At 71.9% G+C, this 18323-nt stretch carries 15 protein-coding genes; 12 read left to right on the top strand and 3 right to left on the bottom strand.

Translation table 11 applies throughout. The features are described 5' to 3' along the window. The first annotated feature begins 1 nt into the window (after position 1). The 10 genes from G569_RS0122330 to G569_RS50650 all read left to right on the top strand — a co-directional run bounded on the left by G569_RS0122330 (position 2) and on the right by G569_RS50650 (position 12604). Positions 2-1849 (top strand): alpha/beta hydrolase, encoded by a 1848-nt coding sequence (locus tag G569_RS0122330; protein WP_028065064.1) that lies wholly within the window; start codon positions 2-4, stop codon positions 1847-1849. Between the two features lie 59 nt (positions 1850-1908). Continuing rightward, the gene (locus G569_RS0122325; RefSeq protein ID WP_037498214.1) at positions 1909-2295 is read left to right on the top strand and encodes a response regulator; all 387 of its coding nucleotides are present in this window, start codon (positions 1909-1911) and stop codon (positions 2293-2295) included. After that, positions 2285-2965 carry a CheR family methyltransferase gene (locus tag G569_RS0122320; RefSeq protein WP_028065062.1) on the top strand — a complete coding sequence of 227 codons (681 nt, stop codon included), beginning with the start codon at positions 2285-2287 and terminating at the stop codon, positions 2963-2965. Before G569_RS0122325 ends, G569_RS0122320 begins: the two co-directional genes overlap by 11 nt. Then, positions 2962-5403 (top strand): ATP-binding protein, encoded by a 2442-nt coding sequence (locus tag G569_RS0122315; protein ID WP_028065061.1) that lies wholly within the window; start codon positions 2962-2964, stop codon positions 5401-5403. The genes G569_RS0122320 and G569_RS0122315 overlap by 4 nt, the downstream gene beginning before the upstream one ends. Before the next feature lie 78 nt (positions 5404-5481). Further along, positions 5482-6552, top strand: a complete 1071-nt coding sequence (gene recA / locus G569_RS0122310) for a recombinase RecA (protein WP_028065060.1) — start codon at positions 5482-5484, stop codon at positions 6550-6552. Between the two features lie 568 nt (positions 6553-7120). Further along, positions 7121-7651 (top strand): regulatory protein RecX, encoded by a 531-nt coding sequence (locus G569_RS58645; RefSeq protein WP_157592220.1) that lies wholly within the window; start codon positions 7121-7123, stop codon positions 7649-7651. Between the two features lie 107 nt (positions 7652-7758). Continuing rightward, positions 7759-8244 carry a CbrC family protein gene (locus G569_RS50655; RefSeq protein WP_053226809.1) on the top strand — a complete coding sequence of 162 codons (486 nt, stop codon included), beginning with the start codon at positions 7759-7761 and terminating at the stop codon, positions 8242-8244. A 361-nt stretch (positions 8245-8605) separates the two neighbouring features. Next, positions 8606-10063: a ribonuclease Y gene (gene rny / locus G569_RS0122295; RefSeq protein ID WP_028065058.1), complete on the top strand. Its 1458-nt coding sequence runs from the start codon at positions 8606-8608 to the stop codon at positions 10061-10063. A 5-nt stretch (positions 10064-10068) separates the two neighbouring features. Next, the gene (gene miaB / locus G569_RS0122290; protein WP_028065057.1) at positions 10069-11388 is read left to right on the top strand and encodes a tRNA (N6-isopentenyl adenosine(37)-C2)-methylthiotransferase MiaB; all 1320 of its coding nucleotides are present in this window, start codon (positions 10069-10071) and stop codon (positions 11386-11388) included. A gap of 181 nt (positions 11389-11569) precedes the next feature. Continuing rightward, the gene (locus G569_RS50650; protein WP_053226808.1) at positions 11570-12604 is read left to right on the top strand and encodes a radical SAM protein; all 1035 of its coding nucleotides are present in this window, start codon (positions 11570-11572) and stop codon (positions 12602-12604) included. Positions 12605-12642: 38 nt separating this feature from the next. Here G569_RS50650 and G569_RS50645 read toward each other — a convergent pair whose 3' ends face one another. Continuing rightward, positions 12643-14457 carry an alkaline phosphatase gene (locus G569_RS50645; RefSeq protein ID WP_053226807.1) on the bottom strand — a complete coding sequence of 605 codons (1815 nt, stop codon included), beginning with the start codon at positions 14455-14457 and terminating at the stop codon, positions 12643-12645. 193 nt (positions 14458-14650) lie between these two features. Here G569_RS50645 and G569_RS58640 point away from each other — a divergent pair, with 193 nt between their 5' ends. After that, on the top strand, positions 14651-15430 hold the full coding sequence (locus G569_RS58640; RefSeq protein ID WP_028065056.1) for a mechanosensitive ion channel domain-containing protein: 780 nt from the start codon (positions 14651-14653) through the stop codon (positions 15428-15430). Here G569_RS58640 and G569_RS0122270 read toward each other — a convergent pair. After that, a complete protein-coding gene (locus G569_RS0122270) occupies positions 15427-16218 on the bottom strand; it encodes an SDR family NAD(P)-dependent oxidoreductase (RefSeq protein ID WP_028065055.1) in 792 nt (263 codons plus the stop codon). The two genes, G569_RS58640 and G569_RS0122270, sit on opposite strands and share 4 nt — an antisense overlap. After that, complete coding sequence (locus G569_RS0122265) at positions 16215-17378, bottom strand: FIST signal transduction protein (protein WP_037498211.1); 1164 nt, start codon at positions 17376-17378, stop codon at positions 16215-16217. Before G569_RS0122265 ends, G569_RS0122270 begins: the two co-directional genes overlap by 4 nt. Between G569_RS0122265 and miaA the strand changes: the two genes are divergently transcribed. Beyond that, a complete protein-coding gene (gene miaA, locus G569_RS0122260; RefSeq protein WP_245602534.1) occupies positions 17365-18315 on the top strand; it encodes a tRNA (adenosine(37)-N6)-dimethylallyltransferase MiaA in 951 nt (316 codons plus the stop codon). The genes G569_RS0122265 and miaA overlap by 14 nt on opposite strands. Positions 18316-18323: the final 8 nt, after the last annotated feature.

The following is an 18323-nucleotide window of genomic DNA, read 5'->3' as shown; positions in this document are numbered from 1 at the left end:
CATGGTCGCCACCTCGGCCCGGATGGCCGTTCTCACCGCGCTCGTCGCGCTGCTCGCACTCCCGAGCACCGCCAGCGCCGCGCTCGACTTCGGGTCCTGCGTCGACTTCAAGGAGGCGCGCTGCGCGAGCCTCACGGTTCCTCTGGACCGCTCCGGGGTCGATCCCGGCACGATCGACCTCCGGGTCGGCCGCGCCGGCAACCTCACCGGACCGACGCTGATGTACCTGTCCGGCGGCCCTGGCGGCGCCGGGCTGAGCGAGATGCTGAGCGTCGTCAGCACGCTGCCCGAGCTGGGCGACCGCTTCCGGCTGATCGGCTACGACCAGCGCGGGACCGGGCGCTCCGGCCTGCTGCGCTGCCCGGAGCTCGAGAAGGACCCGCACCTGCGCTCGACCTCCGCCGCCGAGCAGTGCGCGGCGCGCCTCGGCGTCGCCCGCAAGCACTACACGACGGCGGACTCGGTCGAGGACATGGAGGCGATCCGCGCGCAGCTGGGCGTGGAGAAGGTGACGCTGTTCGGGATCTCCTACGGGACGGAGCTCGCGATCCAGTACGCGCGCACCTACCCGCAGCACGTCGACCGGCTAATCCTCGACTCGGTCGTGGACCCGGATGACTCCGACCCGTACTTCACGTCGACCTTCCGCGCGATGAGCCCCTCGCTGCAGTCGCTCTGTCCCGGCAAGTGCCGCGGCATCTCGACCAACCCGGGCGACGATCTCGGGCAGCTGGTCGCCCAACTGCGGCGCAAGCCCATGACCGAGCGCGCCTACGACGACCGCGGCCGCGCGCACAAGGTGCAGATCACGCCGCTGGACCTGTTCGATCTGATGCTGGTGACCGACTACATCCCGCCGTTGCGGGCGATCATGCCGATCGCCGTGCGCTCCGCCCTCGAGGGCGACGGCGCGCTGCTGGCGCGGATGATCCACGACTCGAGCGCACTCGATGTGCTCGGCTCGCCGCGCGACTTCTCGACCGCCCGCTACGCGACGGTCTGCGAGACCGAGCCGATGCCGTGGGATCCGGGCACGCCGATCGACCAGCGACCGGCGGTCGTCCAGCAGCGGATCGCGGCGCTGCCCGCGAACACGTTCGCCCCGTTCGACCCGCCGGTCGTGGTCGGCGACGAGATCGACCTCTGCCTGCGCTGGCCGGACGTCCCGCGACCGCCGTCGACCGCCGCGCCGCTCCCGTACCCGACGGCCCCGACCTTGATCCTCCAGGGCGGGGAGGACCTGCGGACGCCGCCTGAGGTCTCCGCCCGCGTCGCCGCGCGCATCCCGGGCTCGGTGCGGCTCGTGGTGCCCGGCACCGGCCACTCGACCGTCAGCGACCCGCGGACCTGCTCCCGCGACGCGATCGATCGCTTCATCGAGGGCAAGTCACTGCCGAAGTCCCCGTGCAAGCGGATCCCGACGGGCATCCCAGCGGTTCTCGGCGCGCCCAAGTCGTTCGAATCGCTGCGGGTCTCCGGTGGACTGCCGCGCAAGATCGGGCGCACGGTCAGCGCGCTCGGCGCCACGCTCGACGACCTGCGGCTGGTGATCTCGCCGGCCGCCCTGGCGACGTCCGGCGGCGGTCTGCGCGGCGGGTACTGGACGATCAGCGGCGACCGCCTCGTCCTGAGGAACTACAAGGCCGTCGACGGCGTCACGCTGACCGGCAGTGGCAACAACTCGATCCGGCTGCGGATCGGCGGGACCAAGGCGGCGCACGGGACGGTCACGCTGCGCTCCGGCGGGCGCCTCTCCGGCACGCTCGGCGGCCGCAAGATCAGCCTGCGGCTGGGCTCGCCGGACGTCGCCGCCGCGAAGGCGGCGGCGGCACGGAAGTTGGCGCGCTGACAATCTGCAATCCGGTCATATTGCCGACCGCTCGCGCGGCGGCTAGCGTCTCGCGCGGCGTGGAGGCGACCGAACCGAGCAACCGCCGTACTCGCGTGCTGATCGCCGAGGACGATGAGAGCCTGCGGGCGCTCATGCGGCTGACCGTCGATGTCGGCGAGTTCGACATCGAGGAGGCCGAGGACGGCAACAGCGCGCTCGAGGCCGCCCGCGCCACACCGCCGGATGTCGTGCTGCTGGACTGGATGATGCCCGGGCTCAGTGGCCTGGACCTGTGCCGCGCGCTGCGCGCCGATCCCGTCACCGCCGGTGCGACGATCGTGATGGTGACCGCACGCGTGATGCCCGAGGATCGCGACGCGGCGATGGCGGCAGGGGCCGATCACTTCGTCGGCAAGCCGTTCTCGCCCGTGGCGCTCCTGGACACCGTGCGACATGCGGTCTGAGCTCGAGCACGTCTCGGGCCTTCCGCTGGGGAGCTTCCGCTCGGAGCACGTCGCCCAGCAGGTGCAGCGCGCCTTCCGGCGCGAGCAGGTCGCGAGCGAGGAGTGCCTGGCGCGGGTGCTGCGCCGCGACCACGACGCGCGGGGGCGGTTCCGTCGCTCCGTCGCGATCTCGCACGGCGCGATGTTCCGCGACCCGGAGCAGTTCGCCCTCGTCGAGGAGGTGCTCCTGCCGCGGCTTCTGGCAGGCGGCAAACGGCTGAGCGTCTGGTCCGCGGGCTGCGCTGACGGCGCCGAGCTGCACACGCTCGCGCTCGTGCTGGCCCGGATGGAGGTCCTCGGCCGAACGGTGCTGCTCGGCAGCGACCTGCTCGAGGAGAACCTCGCGCTGGCGCGCACCGGCGAGTACCCGGACGAGGTGCGTGCGCGACTGCGCTGGGAGCGGCGCGATCTCGCGTCCGACGGCCCGCCGCCGGGGAGCTGGCGGCTGATCCTCTGCCGCAACGTGGCGATCTACCTGTCACCCGAGGCCCGCCGGCGGGTCTACGCGACGCTGGTGTCGGCGCTCGGCTCGCGCGGCATCCTGCTGCTGGGCCGCAGCGAGCGGTTGATCGACCCGGGGGCGCTCGGCCTGCGCCCGGTGGGTCCGCACGCCTACGAGCGGATCGCATGAGGCGCCGGCTGACCGCGCGCACGCTGGCCGTCTCCGCGCTGCTGGTGGCGGTCGTGGCGATCGTGCTCGGCGGGCTGGCGATCGCGATCGACCGCCAGGACTCGGCAGGCGAGCGGGCCCGCCACTCGCAGGCCGTGATCGCCGCCGCCAACCTCACCGCGCAGCGGGTGCTCGGCGTGCAGACGATCGTCCGCGGCTACCTGATCCGCGGCAACCCGGACCTGCTCGCCGACTACCGGACGACGCGCGACGCGCTCCCGGACTCAGCGCTGGAGCTGCTCACGCTCGTCGAGTCCGACCCCGAACAACGGCGTCTCGCCGAGCGGGTCCGCACGGACTCGCTGGCGTACGTCAACGACTACGCCGACCCGGTGATCGCCCGCACGCGCGAGGACGGGGTCACCGCCGGGCGCGACTTCGCCCGGAACAACGACGGCGTCGCTCGCGCCGCGGATCTGACGGCGCTGATCGACCGCCTCGGTGCACGCGAGCGGGCGCTGTCCACCCGCCTCGCCGCGGACGCCGACACCGCCACGGGGCGCGCATACTGGGTCGCCGGGATCGGCTTCGCCGTGTGCTTCCTGCTCCTGGCGTCGGCCACCGCGTACGTGGCGCGAAGGATCGTGATGCCGGTCGGGCGGCTGGCCGTGGCCGCGTCGCGCCTGTCGCGCGGCGAGCTCGACGTGACCGTGCCCGAGGGCGACGGCGACGAGATCGGGCGGCTCGGCGGCGCGTTCAACTCGATGGCGCGGTCGCTGGAGGAGAGCCGGGCCGAGCTCGAGACGCAGAACACGGAGCTCGAGATGCAGGCGATCGAGCTCGAGGAGCGCTCGCTCGAGCTGACCGAGGCGGGCGATGAGGCGCGCGCGCAGCGCGACGAGCTCGAGGAGATCGCCGGGCAACTCGCGCTGGAGAAGTCGCGGGCCGAGTTGCACGGCGACTTCGCCGACCGGCTCGCGGGGACCCGCGAGGTGGCCGCGCTGTCGTCGATGACGCTGTCCACGCTGGTGACGGCCGCCGGCGCGGACGTCGGCGTGCTCTACCTCGCGAACTGGCGCGACGACTCGCGCTGGCTGCGTGCGGCGGTGGTCGGCCTCGATCCCGTCGTGCTCGCCGAGCACACGGTCGCGGGAGGCGAGGGAGCGGCGGCGCGAGCGGTCTCGTCGCGCACGGTCCTGGCCGTCGAGGACGCCGCGCTGCGGGTGCGCACGGGTCTGGGCGGGGAGAGCGTGGTGCGCTGGGAGGTGCACGTCCCGCTGCGCTCCGGCGAGCGCGCCGTGGGCGTCGCGTCGCTGGGCGGCGTGAGCTCGCCCGCGTTCGCGGCCGGGGAGGCGCCGATCCTCCAGCGGCTCGCGGCGCAAGCGGCCGTGGCGCTGGCCGAGGCGGGCGCGCTCGAGCAGCGCAGCTGGCTCTTCCAGGTCAACGCGGCGGTCCTCGACGGCGTCCGCGAGGGGATCGCGCTGGTCGGCCTCGACCACGAGCTGGTGTTCGCCAACGCCGCCATGGACGCGCTGGCGAACCGGCTCTCGATGCCGGTCGGCGCCGCGATCGGCGCGGCGCGGACGTCTGACGCCGCCGACGACCCGGAGGCCTACTTCGCCCAGTGGGAGGCGATGCTCGCGGACTCCGACGAGCCGACCGCCGATGAGGTGACCGTGGACGGGCTGGTGCTCCAGCGCTACACGGCGCCGGTCGACGACGAGGCGGGCGCGCGGATCGGTCGGCTGGTCGTGCTGCGCGACGTCACCCGCGAGCGCGAGGTCGACCAGCTCAAGTCCGATCTGATGGCGACGGTCTCGCACGAGCTGCGGACGCCGCTGGCCTCGGTGCTGGGCTACGCGGAGCTGTTGCGGACGCGGCAGCTGGACACGTCGGCGCGCGAGGAGATCCTCGGGACCGTGCACCGCGAGGCCAAGCGCCTGTCGGCGCTGATCGACGACTTCCTCGACGTGCAGGCGATCGAGCAGGACCGGCTGTCGCTGGCGCGGGAGCCGTTCTCGCTGACGGAGCTCTTGGAGGAGCAGGTGCGGACGTTCGCGGGGCAGAGCGCGGCGCACGCGTTGCATCTGGTGGTGCCGTCGACGCCGCTGACCGCCGTCGGCGACCGCGGGCGGATCGCCCAGGTGGTGGCGAACCTCTTGTCCAACGCGATCAAGTACTCGCCGGGCGGGGGTGACGTCGAGGTCGTTGCAACCGGCGCTGCAGGGAGCGTGATGGTCTCGGTGGCCGACTCCGGGCTGGGCATCCCCTTGGTCGAGCAGCCGCACGTGTTCGAGAAGTTCTTCCGCGCCGAGCGCGGTCCGGCCGCGCGGGTGGGTGGGACCGGCCTCGGTTTGGCTCTGGCACACGAGATCGTGGTCGCCCACGGGGGCCGGATGGCCTTCGAGAGCACCGAGGGCTCCGGCTCGCGGTTCTGGTTCGAGCTGCCCACCGAATAGTCACGGAACTGCACCAAATGTGTGCCAAAAGGCGCACATACGTTCGCTCCGTCCGATCCAGGCCCTAGCGTGCAGTCCATGAGCAACCAGGACCCCTTGAAGGCAAGAGACACAGCCCTGCAGGGCGCCCTGTCCCAGATCGAGCGCCAGTTCGGCAAGGGCTCCGTCATGAAGATGGGCGATCCGGGGGCTCAGGTCAAGGTCGAGGCGATTCCGACTGGTGCCTTGTCACTGGATCTCGCGCTCGGCATCGGCGGCGTCCCGCGCGGGCGGATCGTCGAGGTCTTCGGCCCGGAGTCCTCCGGTAAGACGACGCTGATCTACCACGTGATCGCCGAGGCCCAGAAGCTCGGCGGCGTGTGCGCGTTCATCGACGCCGAGCACGCGATGGACCCGCTGTACGCGCAGCGGATCGGCGTCAACATCGACGACCTGCTGGTCTCGCAGCCCGATTACGGCGAGCAGGCGCTGGAGATCGCGGACATGCTGGTCCGCTCCGGCGCGGTGGACGTCGTGGCGGTGGACTCCGTGGCGGCGCTGACGCCGCGGGCGGAGCTCGAGGGCCAGATGGGCGACCAGAGCGTCGGCCTGCAGGCGCGGATGATGTCGCAGGCGATGCGCAAGCTCGCCGGCAACCTCAACCGCACCCAGACGCTGTGCATCTTCACGAACCAGATCCGCGAGAAGGTCGGCGTGATGTTCGGCTCGCCGGAGACCCAGCCGGGCGGCCGCGCGCTGAAGTTCTACGCCTCCCAGCGGCTGGATATCCGCCGCATCGAGACGCTCAAGGACGGCACCGAGGCGGTCGGCAACCGCGTCCGCGTGAAGGTCGTCAAGAACAAGGTCGCCGCGCCGTTCAAGCAGGCCGAGTTCGACATCGAGTTCGGCCAGGGCATCTCGACCTCAGGCTGCATCCTGGACCTCGGCATCGAGCACTCGGTCATCTCGAAGTCCGGCTCGTTCTTCTCCTACGGCGACGAGCGGCTCGGCCAGGGCCGCAACAACGCCAAGGGCTACCTCGACACCCACCCCGAGGTGGCCAAGGAGATCGAGTCCAAGGTCTACGAGATCCTCGGCGTCTCCCAGGACCTCGTCGAACCGATCGAGGGCGACCCGAAGGCCGCCGCGGCCCTGGTGGGCGCCGCCTAGCCGCGGTGCCCCACCGCCCTGACGACCACCCGCCCGGCGGCGACGCCGCCGGGCACCCTCAGCCCGCCGCGCCCCACGGGCCCGGCGCGCCCGACCCACCCGCGCCGCTCGCAGCGGCGGACGCACCCGCCCCGGCCGCGTCTCTCCGCGCGGCCGCGCCGTCCGATCCGGCCGTGTCTCTCCGCGCGGCCGCGCCGTCCGATCCGGCCGTGTCTCTCCGCGCGGCCGCGCCGTCCGATCCGGCCGCGCCTCTCCGCGCGGCCGCGCCGTCCGATCCGGCCGCGCCTCTCCGCGCGGCCGCGCCGTCCGCCCCGGCCGCGCCTCTCCGCGCGGCCGCGCCGTCCGCCCCGGCCGTGTCTCTCCGCGCGGCCACGGGTCACGGAGGTCGGGGGGTGTACCCGAGGACTTTCGCGTCAGGCAACTCAGCGGGATCACCCCCCGGTGTCGCGCTCACGCCGCCCGTGCGGTGCCTCGGTCGGCGGGCGGTCGTGTGGGCGCTGGCGGTGATCGGCGGTCCCGCGTGGTCGCTGACCGGGCCCCGGCCGCAGCCCACGCCGGAGCGCGCCCGATGAGCGGGGTCGATCGGCCCGCACCCGGGGAGCTCGCCGCGGCGAGTCCGTTCGGCGCCGGCGACGAGCTCGAGCGCCAGAAGGCGTTCGACATCGCATGGCGGTTCCTCGCGCACCGCGACCGCACCGAGGCCGAGGTGCGGCAGAACTTCGTCAAGAAGCGCACTGACCCTGCGCTCGTCGAGGAGGTCATCGCCGCGCTGCTCGAGGGCGGCTATCTCGACGACGCCGCGTTCGCCCGCCGCTTCGCCGAGGACCGCCGCAACCTCGACCAGTGGGGCAACGACCGCATCGAACGGCGTCTGCTCGAGCTGGGCGTCGACCGGCACCTCATTCGCGATGCCGTCGGCGAGAGCGAGCACGACGAGCTCGGCGCCGCGTGCGCGCTGCTCGCGCGCCGCTTTCCGGTCCCGCCCGAGACGCCGCGTGACTGCGAGCGCGCGCTCGGCTTCCTCGTCCGCAAGGGCTACGACCTCGACCTCGCCCACGACGCGCTGCGCCGCCACGCCCACGCCGCCCTCGAGGACTGACCCGGACGTGTGTGACGCGGCTCTCGCTCAGCGGGAGTGTCGTAACGCACGTCGCCGCGCCGACGACACCCTTGCGCCGGCGGAACCGGCCCTGAAACGATTCGTGCATGGCGCTGTGGTCTCGCAAATCCAAGGAAGAGGAACCGCCGGCGCTTGAGGCGGCGCCGCCGTTCCCGGAGTTCCCGTACCACCCGGACCCGCTGAAGACCGGCTCGGTCATGGAGTCAGCACTGCCGTGCGCGCTCTGTGGCCACCGCTACGGCTTCGTCTACACCGGACCGGTGTTCGCCGCCGACGACTTCGTCGAGGGCCCGCTGTGCCCGTGGTGCATCGCCGACGGCTCGGCGGCGCTGCGGATGCGGATCGAGTTCACGGACGTGGGCGATGACGTCCCGGACACGGTGCCGGGGGGCGTGCTCGACGAGATCGCCGAGCGCACGCCGGGCTTCAACGGCCACCAGCAGGAGCACTGGCTGTACCACTGCGGCGACGGCGCCGCCTTCGTGGGCACCAGCGAGGCCGCGGGGGAGACCGCGTACCGCTTCCGCTGCCGCCATTGCGGCACCGGACTGGCCTACACGGACACTCCGTAAATCGCCAGTGCGTTGCAGGCCGCACCTTCCGGTACTACGATCCGGCGCAGCGACAGACCGGGTCACATCGGACCCATTGAAACAGCAGCAAATCCCCCATTTAAGAGCGACATCCAGCAGCTTCAGCAATGACGGCCACAACGCATATCCCCGGGCGAGAACGCCCACCGAGCCCCGCTCGGACCCTTCGAACACACATCTAGCCGCCTACTGACGCGGCGGCCTACTTCCAAAGGCCGCCTTCCATGCTCGATCCCTCGCTCCGGACATCCGGGCGTGACTCGATCTGCCGCCTCATAGACAAGAAGCATCGGATCTCGCCGCGCCCTGCAGGGCGGCGTTCGGAGAGAGGACACGGACAATGGAAACTGTGATCGCGGCGGCCGTGCTCGCGGCCGGCCTGGTGATCGCGGCGTTGCTGCTGGTGAAGCGGGCCCCCGGGCTCGTGGCCGCCGGCACGGCACCGTCGAGCGCCCGGCCCGCGCATACGCCGGCCAAGGAGGCGGCGAAGAAGGAAACCGACGACGCGCTCGCGCGCCGTCAGGAGATCGGCCGCTTGGAGGAACGGCTGGTCTCACGCGAGGTCGCTATCGACGCGCGCAGCGCAGAGCTCGACGAGCGCGAGGCGCGGCTCGACCAGCGGCTGGAGGAGGCCGGCGCGGCCCACGAGCGTCACGTGCGCGCCCTGGAGCGCGTCTCCGGCCTCAGCGCCAGCCAGGCCAAGCATCTGCTGCTCAAGGAGCTCGAGGACCAGATCCGGCACGACAGCGCCCGGCTCGTGCGCCAGATCGAGGAGGAGACCAAGCGCGACGCCGACCGCCGCGTCCGCAACATCCTCGCCGTCGTCATGCAGCGGCTCGCCGCCGGCCACGCGGCGGAGACGACCGTGTCCGTCGTCCAGCTGCCCGCGGATGACATGAAGGGCCGCATCATCGGCCGCGAGGGCCGCAACATCCGCGCCCTCGAGCACCTCACGGGGGTCGACTTCATCATCGACGACACCCCCAACGCCGTGATCCTGTCGGGCTTCGACGGCGTCCGTCGCGAGATCGCCCGGATGACGCTGGAGAAGCTGCTCTCCGACGGCCGTATCCACCCGGCCCGCATCGAGGAGACCTACTACCAAGCCAAGTCCGAGCTCGAGAACCACATCATCGAGTCGGGCGAGCAGGCCGCGCTCGACGCCAACGTCCAGGGCCTCGACGCCGAGCTCATCCGCATCCTCGGCCGCCTCAAGTACCGCACCAGCTACGGCCAGAACGTGCTCGCGCACAGCATCGAGTGCGCGCACCTCGCCGCGATGATGGCCGAGGAGCTGGGCGCGAGCCCCAAGACCGCCCGCCGCGCCGCGCTGCTGCACGACATCGGCAAGGCCGTCTCGCACGAGGTCGAGGGCCCGCACGCGCTCGTCGGCGGCGACCTGGCGCGCCGCCATGGCGAGTCCGAGGCCGTCGCGCACGCGATGGAGGCCCACCACAACGAGGTCGAGCCGCAGACCGTCGAAGCCGTGATCGTCCAGTCCGCCGACGCGCTCTCCGGGGCCCGCCCGGGCGCTCGCGGTGAGTCGCTGGAGCAATACGTCAAGCGCCTGCGAGACCTCGAGCAGATCGCCACGCGCCACGACGGCGTCGACAAGGTCTACGCGATGCAGGCGGGCCGCGAGATCCGCGTGATGGTCATGCCCGGCACGCTCGACGACGACGGCGCCGTGCTGCTCAGCCACGAGATCGCCCGCGAGATCGAGCAGGAGCTCGAGTACCCGGGCCAGATCAAGGTCACCGTGATCAGGGAGTCGCGCGCCACCGACTACGCTCGTTAGCTCAGATGAAGCGCTTCCACGTGACCACCTTCGGGTGCCAGATGAACGAGCACGACTCCGAGCGCATGAAGGGCATGCTCGAGTCGCTCGGGTATTCCGAGGTACCCGAGCGCGCGGAAGCGGACCTGATCCTCTTCAACACGTGCTCGATCCGCGAGAAGGCCGACGAGCGCTTCGTGTCGCACCTGTACGAGGCGCGTGCCTTGAAGCGGCGCGACCCCGAGCGGGTGATCGGGGTCGGCGGCTGCTGGGCGCAGTCGGTGAAGGACCAGGTGTTCCGCGACTACCCGTTCGTCGACGTGGCCTTCGGACCCGGCCAGGTGCACAAGCTGGCCGAGTTCCTGACCAGCGACTCGCTCACGGCGCAGGGCTTCTTCGAGTTCGAGGGCTTCACCGGCCACCTGCCGGGCAAGCGGGCGCGCAACGTCCACGGCTGGGTGCAGATCAGCGCCGGCTGCAACATGAAGTGCTCCTACTGCATCGTGCCGAGCACCCGCGGGCGCGAGGTGTCGCGCCCGTTCGAGGAGCTCGTGGACGAGGTGCGCGCCCTGGCCGCCGACGGCGTCCGCGAGGTCACGCTGCTCGGCCAGAACGTCAATTCCTATGGCACGCGCCTGCGCCCGCGGCCGCGCAGGTTCAGCGAGCTGCTGCAGGCCGTCGACGCGATCGACGGCATCGACCGCGTCCGCTACACCAGCCCGCACCCGGCACACATGACCGAGGACGTGATCCTCGCCCACGCGGAGCTCGCCTCGGTCTGCCAGCACATCCACCTGCCGCTGCAGGCGGGCTCCAGCCGCGTGCTGAAGGCGATGCGCCGCACGTACGACCGCCGGCGCTTCATGGACCGCGTCGCCCTGATCCGCGAGCACGTGCCGGACTGCGCGATCACGACCGACATCATCGTCGGCTTCCCGGGGGAGACCGAGGCGGAGTTCGCCGAGACCCTCGAGGTCGTCGAGGAGGTCGGCTTCGACGGCGCGTTCACGTTCATCTACTCGCCGCGGCGGGACACCGAGGCGGCCGAGTTCGTCGAGGAGTTCATCGACCACGAGGTCCAGGTCGAGCGCATGGAGCGCCTCGTCGAGGTCGTCCAGCGCCGCGCTCGCGAGCGCGCCCAGCGCTTCGTCGGCCGGACGCTCGACGTGCTCGTCGAAGGCCATTCCCGGCACGATCCGTCGCGCCTGCGCGGCCGCACGACGCACAACAAGGTCGTCAACTTCGACGGCCTCGCGTCGGCCGGCGACATCGTGCCGGTCGAGATCGCATCAGCCACGAGCCAGACGCTCAGCGGCAGCGAATCGCTTCTTTCACGCGTCGCTTGACGTAAAGAAGCACGCTGCGGCGACCAGTCGTGCGCCCACGCCGCCGCGTGGAAGATGGGAGTGAACGTCTCCGCCGGTGGCGTGGGCGCCCGCTGAGTATCCCTGACCGGTCGACCGGAATACACCGCCAAATGGTCGAGTTCTGTTGTTCCGTCTGGCCACCGTGCGAACATGTGTTCGTATGCGCTGGGAATCGCAGAACATAGGTTCGGATGACGAGGGCCGGCTGCCAGGGATGGGGGACACCGTGGTGCGGCGCTTCGACGCGCCAGAGGCGCTAAACATGCGCTTCCACGAGGTCCGGACGAAGTCGGCGCTCAACCACGTCCCGCTGGGGACGAGCCGGGTCCCGTTCGAGTGGACGATCAACCCGTACCGCGGCTGCACGCACGCGTGCGTGTACTGCTTCGCGCGGCCGACGCACGAGTACCTGGAACTCAACGCGGGGCGGGACTTCGAGCGCGAGATCATCGTCAAGGTCAACGTGCCCGAGGTGCTGCGCAAGGAGCTCGCGCGCCCCTCGTGGCGTGGCGCCTCGATCGCGCTGGGAACGAACACCGACCCGTACCAGTGGGTCGAGGGCCGCTACAAGCTCATGCGCGGCATCTGGGAGGTGATGCGCGACTTCCGCAACCCGTGCTCGATCCTGACCAAGTCGCCGCTGCTGCTGCGCGATCTGGACCTGCTGCAGGAGATCGCCGCGGTGACCGACGTCAGTGCGTGCATGTCGGTCCCGACGCTCGACGAGAAGGCCTGGCGCGCCACGGAGCCGCACACGCCCAATCCCAAGGCGCGCCTGGACGCGGTCGCCACGCTCAACGAGGCCGGCATTCCGTGCGGCGTCCTGATCGCGCCGCTGATGCCGGGCGTCAACGACGCGCCCGACCAGGTCGAGGCGATCGTCGACGCGGCGACCGAGGCGAACGCGACCTATATCGGCGGCCAGACCCTGTTCCTGCGCGGCGCCGTCCGCGACATCTACTTCGACTGGCTGCGCGAGCACCGGCCGGACCTCGTGCCGCGCTACGAGCGCCTGTACGCCAAGGGCGCCTACGTGTCCCCGGCGGACAAGCGCAAGATCGAGCTCGCCGCCGGGGCGCCGTGGGCGCTGCGCACGTACCCGAGCCGCTTCCCGCACCGCGGCAACGCCGCGCGCCGCCCCGAGGGGCCGGCGCCGGCGCGTGCCGCGCGCGTCGTTCAGGGGAGCCTGTTTTGACGCCGCGCCACCCCGGAGGGCGGCGCGGCGAGACGCGCCTACGGGGCGGTCGTGCTCAGGGTCAGCGTGAGCGTCTTGGAGTAGGTGCCCGTGCGCAGCGCCTCGGTGCCGCCGATCGACTGCTTGAAGTCGATCGTGGTGGACGCGTTCGCGACCGGGCCCGTCCAGTTGATCAGCGTCGTCGGCGCGGCGCCGCCGCCGACGGGCGCGTAGGCGCCGGTGCCGACCTTGGCCTCGAGCGCCTTGACGAGCGAGTACGAGCCGTTGACGAGATGGCCGGTGGCGATGGAGCTGGTGTCAGCGACGCTGAGAGTCGCATTGGCCGCCGACGAGATCACGTTGGTGACCAGGGAGGCGGTGTAGTCCTTCTCAGCGCCCGGGACGAAAGGGGCGAACGTGGCGCTCCCCTGAGCCGTCGTGAGGGAGAGCGTGGCGGGGACGTTGCCGCCGACGTCGCTGCCGACGATGACCGGGGCAGAGCCGCCGTTGGGCGACGTCTGCGTGTTGGTCAGGATCGGGAACAGCTCGGTCTGGTCGATCGTGCCGACGACGTCCGCGGCGCGCGGGCCGGAGGCGAAGACCGGGACCGTGGAGCCCGTGTGGGACTGGCTGCCGGCGACCGGGGCCGTGCCGTAGGAGATGCGGATCGGCTGGCCGTCGACCGTCTGCAGCGTCGTGTAGGCGCCGCGCGGGGTCTGGGTGACCGGGATGATCTGGCTCGTGTGCGAGTGGTCGGCGCTGACGACGATCAGCGTGTCCGGGTGCGTGCGCTGGAACTCCTGCGCGACGCCGATCGCGTCGTCCATGCCGAGCAGCTCGCCGATCTGGCCGCAGGCGTCGGCGGCGTGGTCGCGCTTGTCGATCGAGGCGCCCTCGACCTGCAGGACGAAGCCCTTCGCGTTGCCCTGCAGGAGCTTGATGGCCTTGTCGGTCATCTCCTTCAAGGACGGCTCGGTGCCGCGGTTGGCCGGGGTGCACTTGGTGGTGGCCGAGCCGGCGCCCGTGTCGGAGGCGATCAGCGAGTTGAACTCGGTCGTCATGTTCGAGTCGTGGAAGAGGCCCAGGAGGCGCTCGCCCTGGCCCAGCGACGTGACGGCGTTCATCTCGTCCTTGGTGGCCACGTACTTGTAGCCCTTCTCCTTGGCGTAGTCGATGACGTTCTTGGTGCCACCGGCATCGAGCGGCTGCGCGTAGCGGGCGCGGCCGCCGCCGAGGACGACGTCGAACTTCTCGTCGGCCTGCTGCTCGGCGATCGAGCCCAGGCCGCCCGCGGCCTTGGTCTCGGTCGGGCACGCGGAGCGCGTGTCGTTCGGGCCCTGGCACCCACGCTGGGAGATGTGCGACGAGGGGCCGGCGGGCGTCGCGTCGGTGATCTCGGCGGTGGACACGTTGCCCGTGGCCATGCCGCGGTCGCGCGCGATCTCCATGTAGGTCTTGAAGTTCTGGCCCGGGACGGTGACGCCCGAGCTCGGGCCCTGGCCGAGGCGGCCGTCGAGGGTCTTGATGCCGCTCGACCAGGCGCTCGCGGTCGGCGCGGAGTCCGGCACGTAGTTGGGCGGATACGGCGCCTGGGCAGCCGGGCCGACGTTGTAGGTCGTGACATCGCCGCGCAGCTTGAGCGCGTCCATGTTCAGGCGGCCGGCGGCACCTTTGCCGTAGTAGCGGCCGGAGGTGACCTCCTGCTCGCCCATGCCGTCACCGATGAACAGGATGATGTTCTTCGGCTTGGAGATGTCGATCGACGCCTTGATGTCGGCGGCCTTGTCGGGTCCACCCGACTGACCCACGGCGACGGCCGCGGCACACGCCGCAAGACCCACCGCGCCGAGCGTCCCGATGCGCAGCACGCGCATTCCCTGCCTCCTCGCGTTCGTTCTGATGAGACTTCGAGGAGGACTCTTACGCTGCGTAGTCGACGAAAAGTGAACGAGTTGTGATTGCCGTCACACGAACTGAAACCCGGCGCATCGGCTCGTGTTGGGAATGAGCGTGCCGCGATTACAACGACCTCACCTCGCCCGACGAGCCCGCCGCGCAAAGTGGGAATTGGCGGTCCTCGTACCGCTGTTCGCCCTGACCGTCGGCATCTACAGCGAGCGCGAGCGGATCTTCGGCGTGGACACGCCGGTGCGCGTCGCCGCCGCCGTCGCGATGGTGATCCTCGGCTGGGCAGTCGCCCGCGACTTCGGCCGCTTCACCGCGCCCACGCTGTTCCGGCGCATGGACCCGGGGACCGCCGGGACCGCCGGATTCCTGATCCGGCTCGTGTTCATCGTCGTGGCCGTGCTGCTCGCGCTGCGGGTCGCCGGCCTGAACCCGAGCACGCTCGCGGGCGGGGCCGCCGTCACCGCGGTGGTCATCGGCCTCGCGGCCCAGCAGACGCTCGGCAACGTGATCGCGGGGATCGTCCTGATCGGTGTCCGCCCCTTCAAGGTCGGTGATCGGGTCCGCCTGCAGGCCGGCGGCCTCGCCGGCCAGGTCGAGGGCGTCGTGTCGGCGCTCGGCCTGCTCTACACGACCTTCGCCCGTGGCGGCGATCAGATCATGGTCCCCAACAACGTCGTCCTCTCGGCCGCGGTCGTCCCGCTGCGCGAGCCCGCCTCGGTCGACCTCCGCGCCCGCCTGCGCCCCGACGTCCGCCCGAGCGAGGTGCAGTCGATGCTCGCGGGCCTCGAGACCCCGGTCCGCGGCGAGCCCTCGATCGTGCTCGAGGAGCTCGACGCCCAGGAGGTCATCGTCCGCATCCAGGCGACCCCACTCGACGACGCGGACGGCCCGAAGCTCGCCGACGAGGTCCTCGAGGCCGTCGGCGGAGCCAGCGCCTAGCGCTTGTCGGCCTGGCCCTTCTCGAACTGGGCGGCGGTCGCGGTCGCGCCGAGCTTGCGCTGGATCGTGCCGATCGGGCCCGGGGCGAGCGCGGCGAGGTGCGCGCCGGCGCGGAGCGGCAGCGGGGCCACGTCGAGCTCGGCGCGGTTGGACTCGATCGCCTTCACGACGGCCCGGGCGACGTCCTCGGGCCGCTTCGTGCCGACGTAGGGCGGGAGCTTGGCGCCGGACTCGGCGAACATGCCCGCGTCGCTGATGAAGCCCGGGAGGATCACGGAGACGCCGACGCCCTTGGGGGCGAGGTCCTCGCGGAGCGCCAGCGCGAAGCCGCGCAGGCCGAACTTCGTCGCGGCGTAGACGGAGGTGCCGGGGGAGGCCGCCCGGCCGGAGAGCGACGACATGAAGAGCAGGTGGCCGTGGCCGCGGGCGACCATCGACTCGGTCAGCCCGTGCGCGAGCAGCATCGGCGCGCGCAGGTTGACGTCGAGGGCGCGGTCGATCTCCTCCGGCGTGAACGAATTCAGCCGCCCGCTCCCGGGCAGCCCCGCGTTGGCGACCAGCACGTCGATCTCACCCGCCTCGGCGAGCAGCCGCGCCGGCGCGTCGGCCTGCGCGAGGTCGGACACGATCACGCGCCCGCCGACCTCCGCCGCCAGCGGCTCGAGCACCTCGGCCCGCCGGCCGGTCAGCGTCAAGGACGCCCCGCGTGCGGCGAGCCCGCGGGCGATCGCCTGCCCGAGGCCGCCGGTGGCGCCGGTCAGGAGCACCCGAGCGCCGTCGAGCCTCACGCGAACACCGCCACGGTCGCCGTGAACGAGTGCAGGAAGTAGCCGCCGCCGACCGGGCCGATCTCGCCCGCGGCGAAGAAGCCCGCCGCCGGCGCGCCGTCCAGCGCGTCGGCGACCGCCTCGGCGTCGTGGTCGGCGCGGCCGAACATCGAGCGGCCGCGGCCGTTGCAGGCGAACACGAGCGCGCCGGCCGGGGTCCGGCCGCCCAACGCGGTCATGCGGATCGACAAGGCCTCACGGAGGTCGCGGTCGGCGCTCTCGGCGTCGCGGGCGTGCAGGCGGACGACCTGGCCGGGGTGCACGTCGGCGGCGACGGCCACCTGTCCGGTCTCGGGGTCCGCGCCGACCAGGCCGCGCACGAGGAAATCTCCTTGGACGTAGTCGGGCTTGTTGGAGTCGACGACGATCCCGACCAGCAGGCCGCCCTGGACGAGGCGGAGGTCCTCGGGCGGGAGCTCTTCGATCGTCTCGCGGAGCTTCTCCAGCGCGGGCTTGCCGGCGAGCTCGCCGATGACGTGACCCTCGCCGGCGGTGATGGTCAGCTCGGGGCCGAGGGGCGTCGCGCCTTGGGAGACCATCGGCAGCACCTCGACGCCGTCGAGCCGCACGCCCACGGCGCCTTCGGTGACGACGTCCTCGCCGATGAACAGCACGGTCTCGTCATCGGACGTGCGGCCGGACGCGAGCCCGCCGAGCAGCGGCAGCATCGGCGCGGACTCGCTGAGAAAGCGCAGCACGGCGTCGGTCGGGAAGGTCACGGGGTCGGCGAGCAGGATCGCGCCGTCCGCGCCGGAGAGGTCGGCCATCCCGGTCAGCGCGCCGGTGCCCTCTTCGATCTCCTCGACGGTCGCGTGGAACGCGCTCGCGCTGCCCTCGTCGAGCGAGGCGGCGAAGACGGACACCGCCGCACCGCTCTCGATCTCGCGCCCGTGGCCGATCACGCCGCCGCCGCCGCAGCCGATCAGGCTGTCGGGCGCGAGGATCTCGTGTACTGCTTCGAGCACGGCGTCCGGAGCGGAGAGGATGCCGCCGGACACGAACACGAGCGCGAGCTCACACGGCAGCCCGCCGAGCTCGTGCGCGGCGGCCGAGGCAGCCTCCAGCGCCGCCGTCCGGGCGTCCGGGACGGTCGAGAGGCCGGTGCCGATGCGGACGCCCATGGTCTCGCTGACGATACTGCGCAGCGACGCGCGGCCATACTGCTTCGCCGTGCCGGAGCCGCCCCAGGTGATCGCCGTGTTCGGCCCCACCGGGGTGGGGAAGACGGCGGTCGCGATCGCCCTCGCGGACGCACTGCGCGAGCGAGGGGAGGACCCGGTCGCGGTGTCGGCCGACGCGCTCCAGGTCTACGAGGGCCTGCCGGTCCTGACCGGAGCGGCCGATGCGAGCGAGCAGGCGCGGCTCGAGCACCGGCTGCTCGGTTTCGTGCCGATCACCGAGACGTTCTCGGCCGGGGCGTATGCGAAACGGGCACACGGGGAGATCGACGAGCTCCTCGACCAAGGCCGGCGCCCGATCGTCGTCGGCGGCACCGGCCTGTATCTCCGCGCGGCGCTCGCGGAGCTCGACCTGCGCCCGCCCGTCCCCGCGGAGATCCGCGCCCGCTGGGCGGCCGACGACCGGCCGATCCAGGCGCTGCACGCGCTGCTGCCCGAAGCGGCACGCGACACCATCGAGCCGACCGACCGCCAGCGCATCCTGCGCTCCCTGGAACTGATCGACGCCGGCCACGAGCCGCACACGGCGTCGAGCCAGCTGTGGACCAGCCATACCCGCCACCCGACGCTGCTGGCGGCGCTGACGATGGACCGCGAGGCGCTCAGACACAAGATCGACCGCCGGATCGACGAGATGCTCGCCAACGGCGCGCGCGAGGAGGTCCGGCGAGCCGACGAGGCGGGCGCGAGCATCACGGCCCGCCGCGCGCTCGGCTTCGACGAGCTGCTCGACGACGACGTCGCGGCGATGAAGACCAAGACCCGGCAGTACGCCAAGCGCCAGGTCACATGGCTGCGAAAGCTGCCCGGCGCGCACCTGATCGACACCACGAACCGCACGCCGGAGGACGTGGCCTCCGAGCTGGTCGCCATGATCTAACGCCAAGA

This window comes from Solirubrobacter soli DSM 22325 (assembly GCF_000423665.1).
GTDB classification, from domain to species: domain Bacteria; phylum Actinomycetota; class Thermoleophilia; order Solirubrobacterales; family Solirubrobacteraceae; genus Solirubrobacter; species Solirubrobacter soli.
Note: the sequence above shows the minus strand (reverse complement) of the source record. Positions and strands in the feature narration are given on the sequence as shown.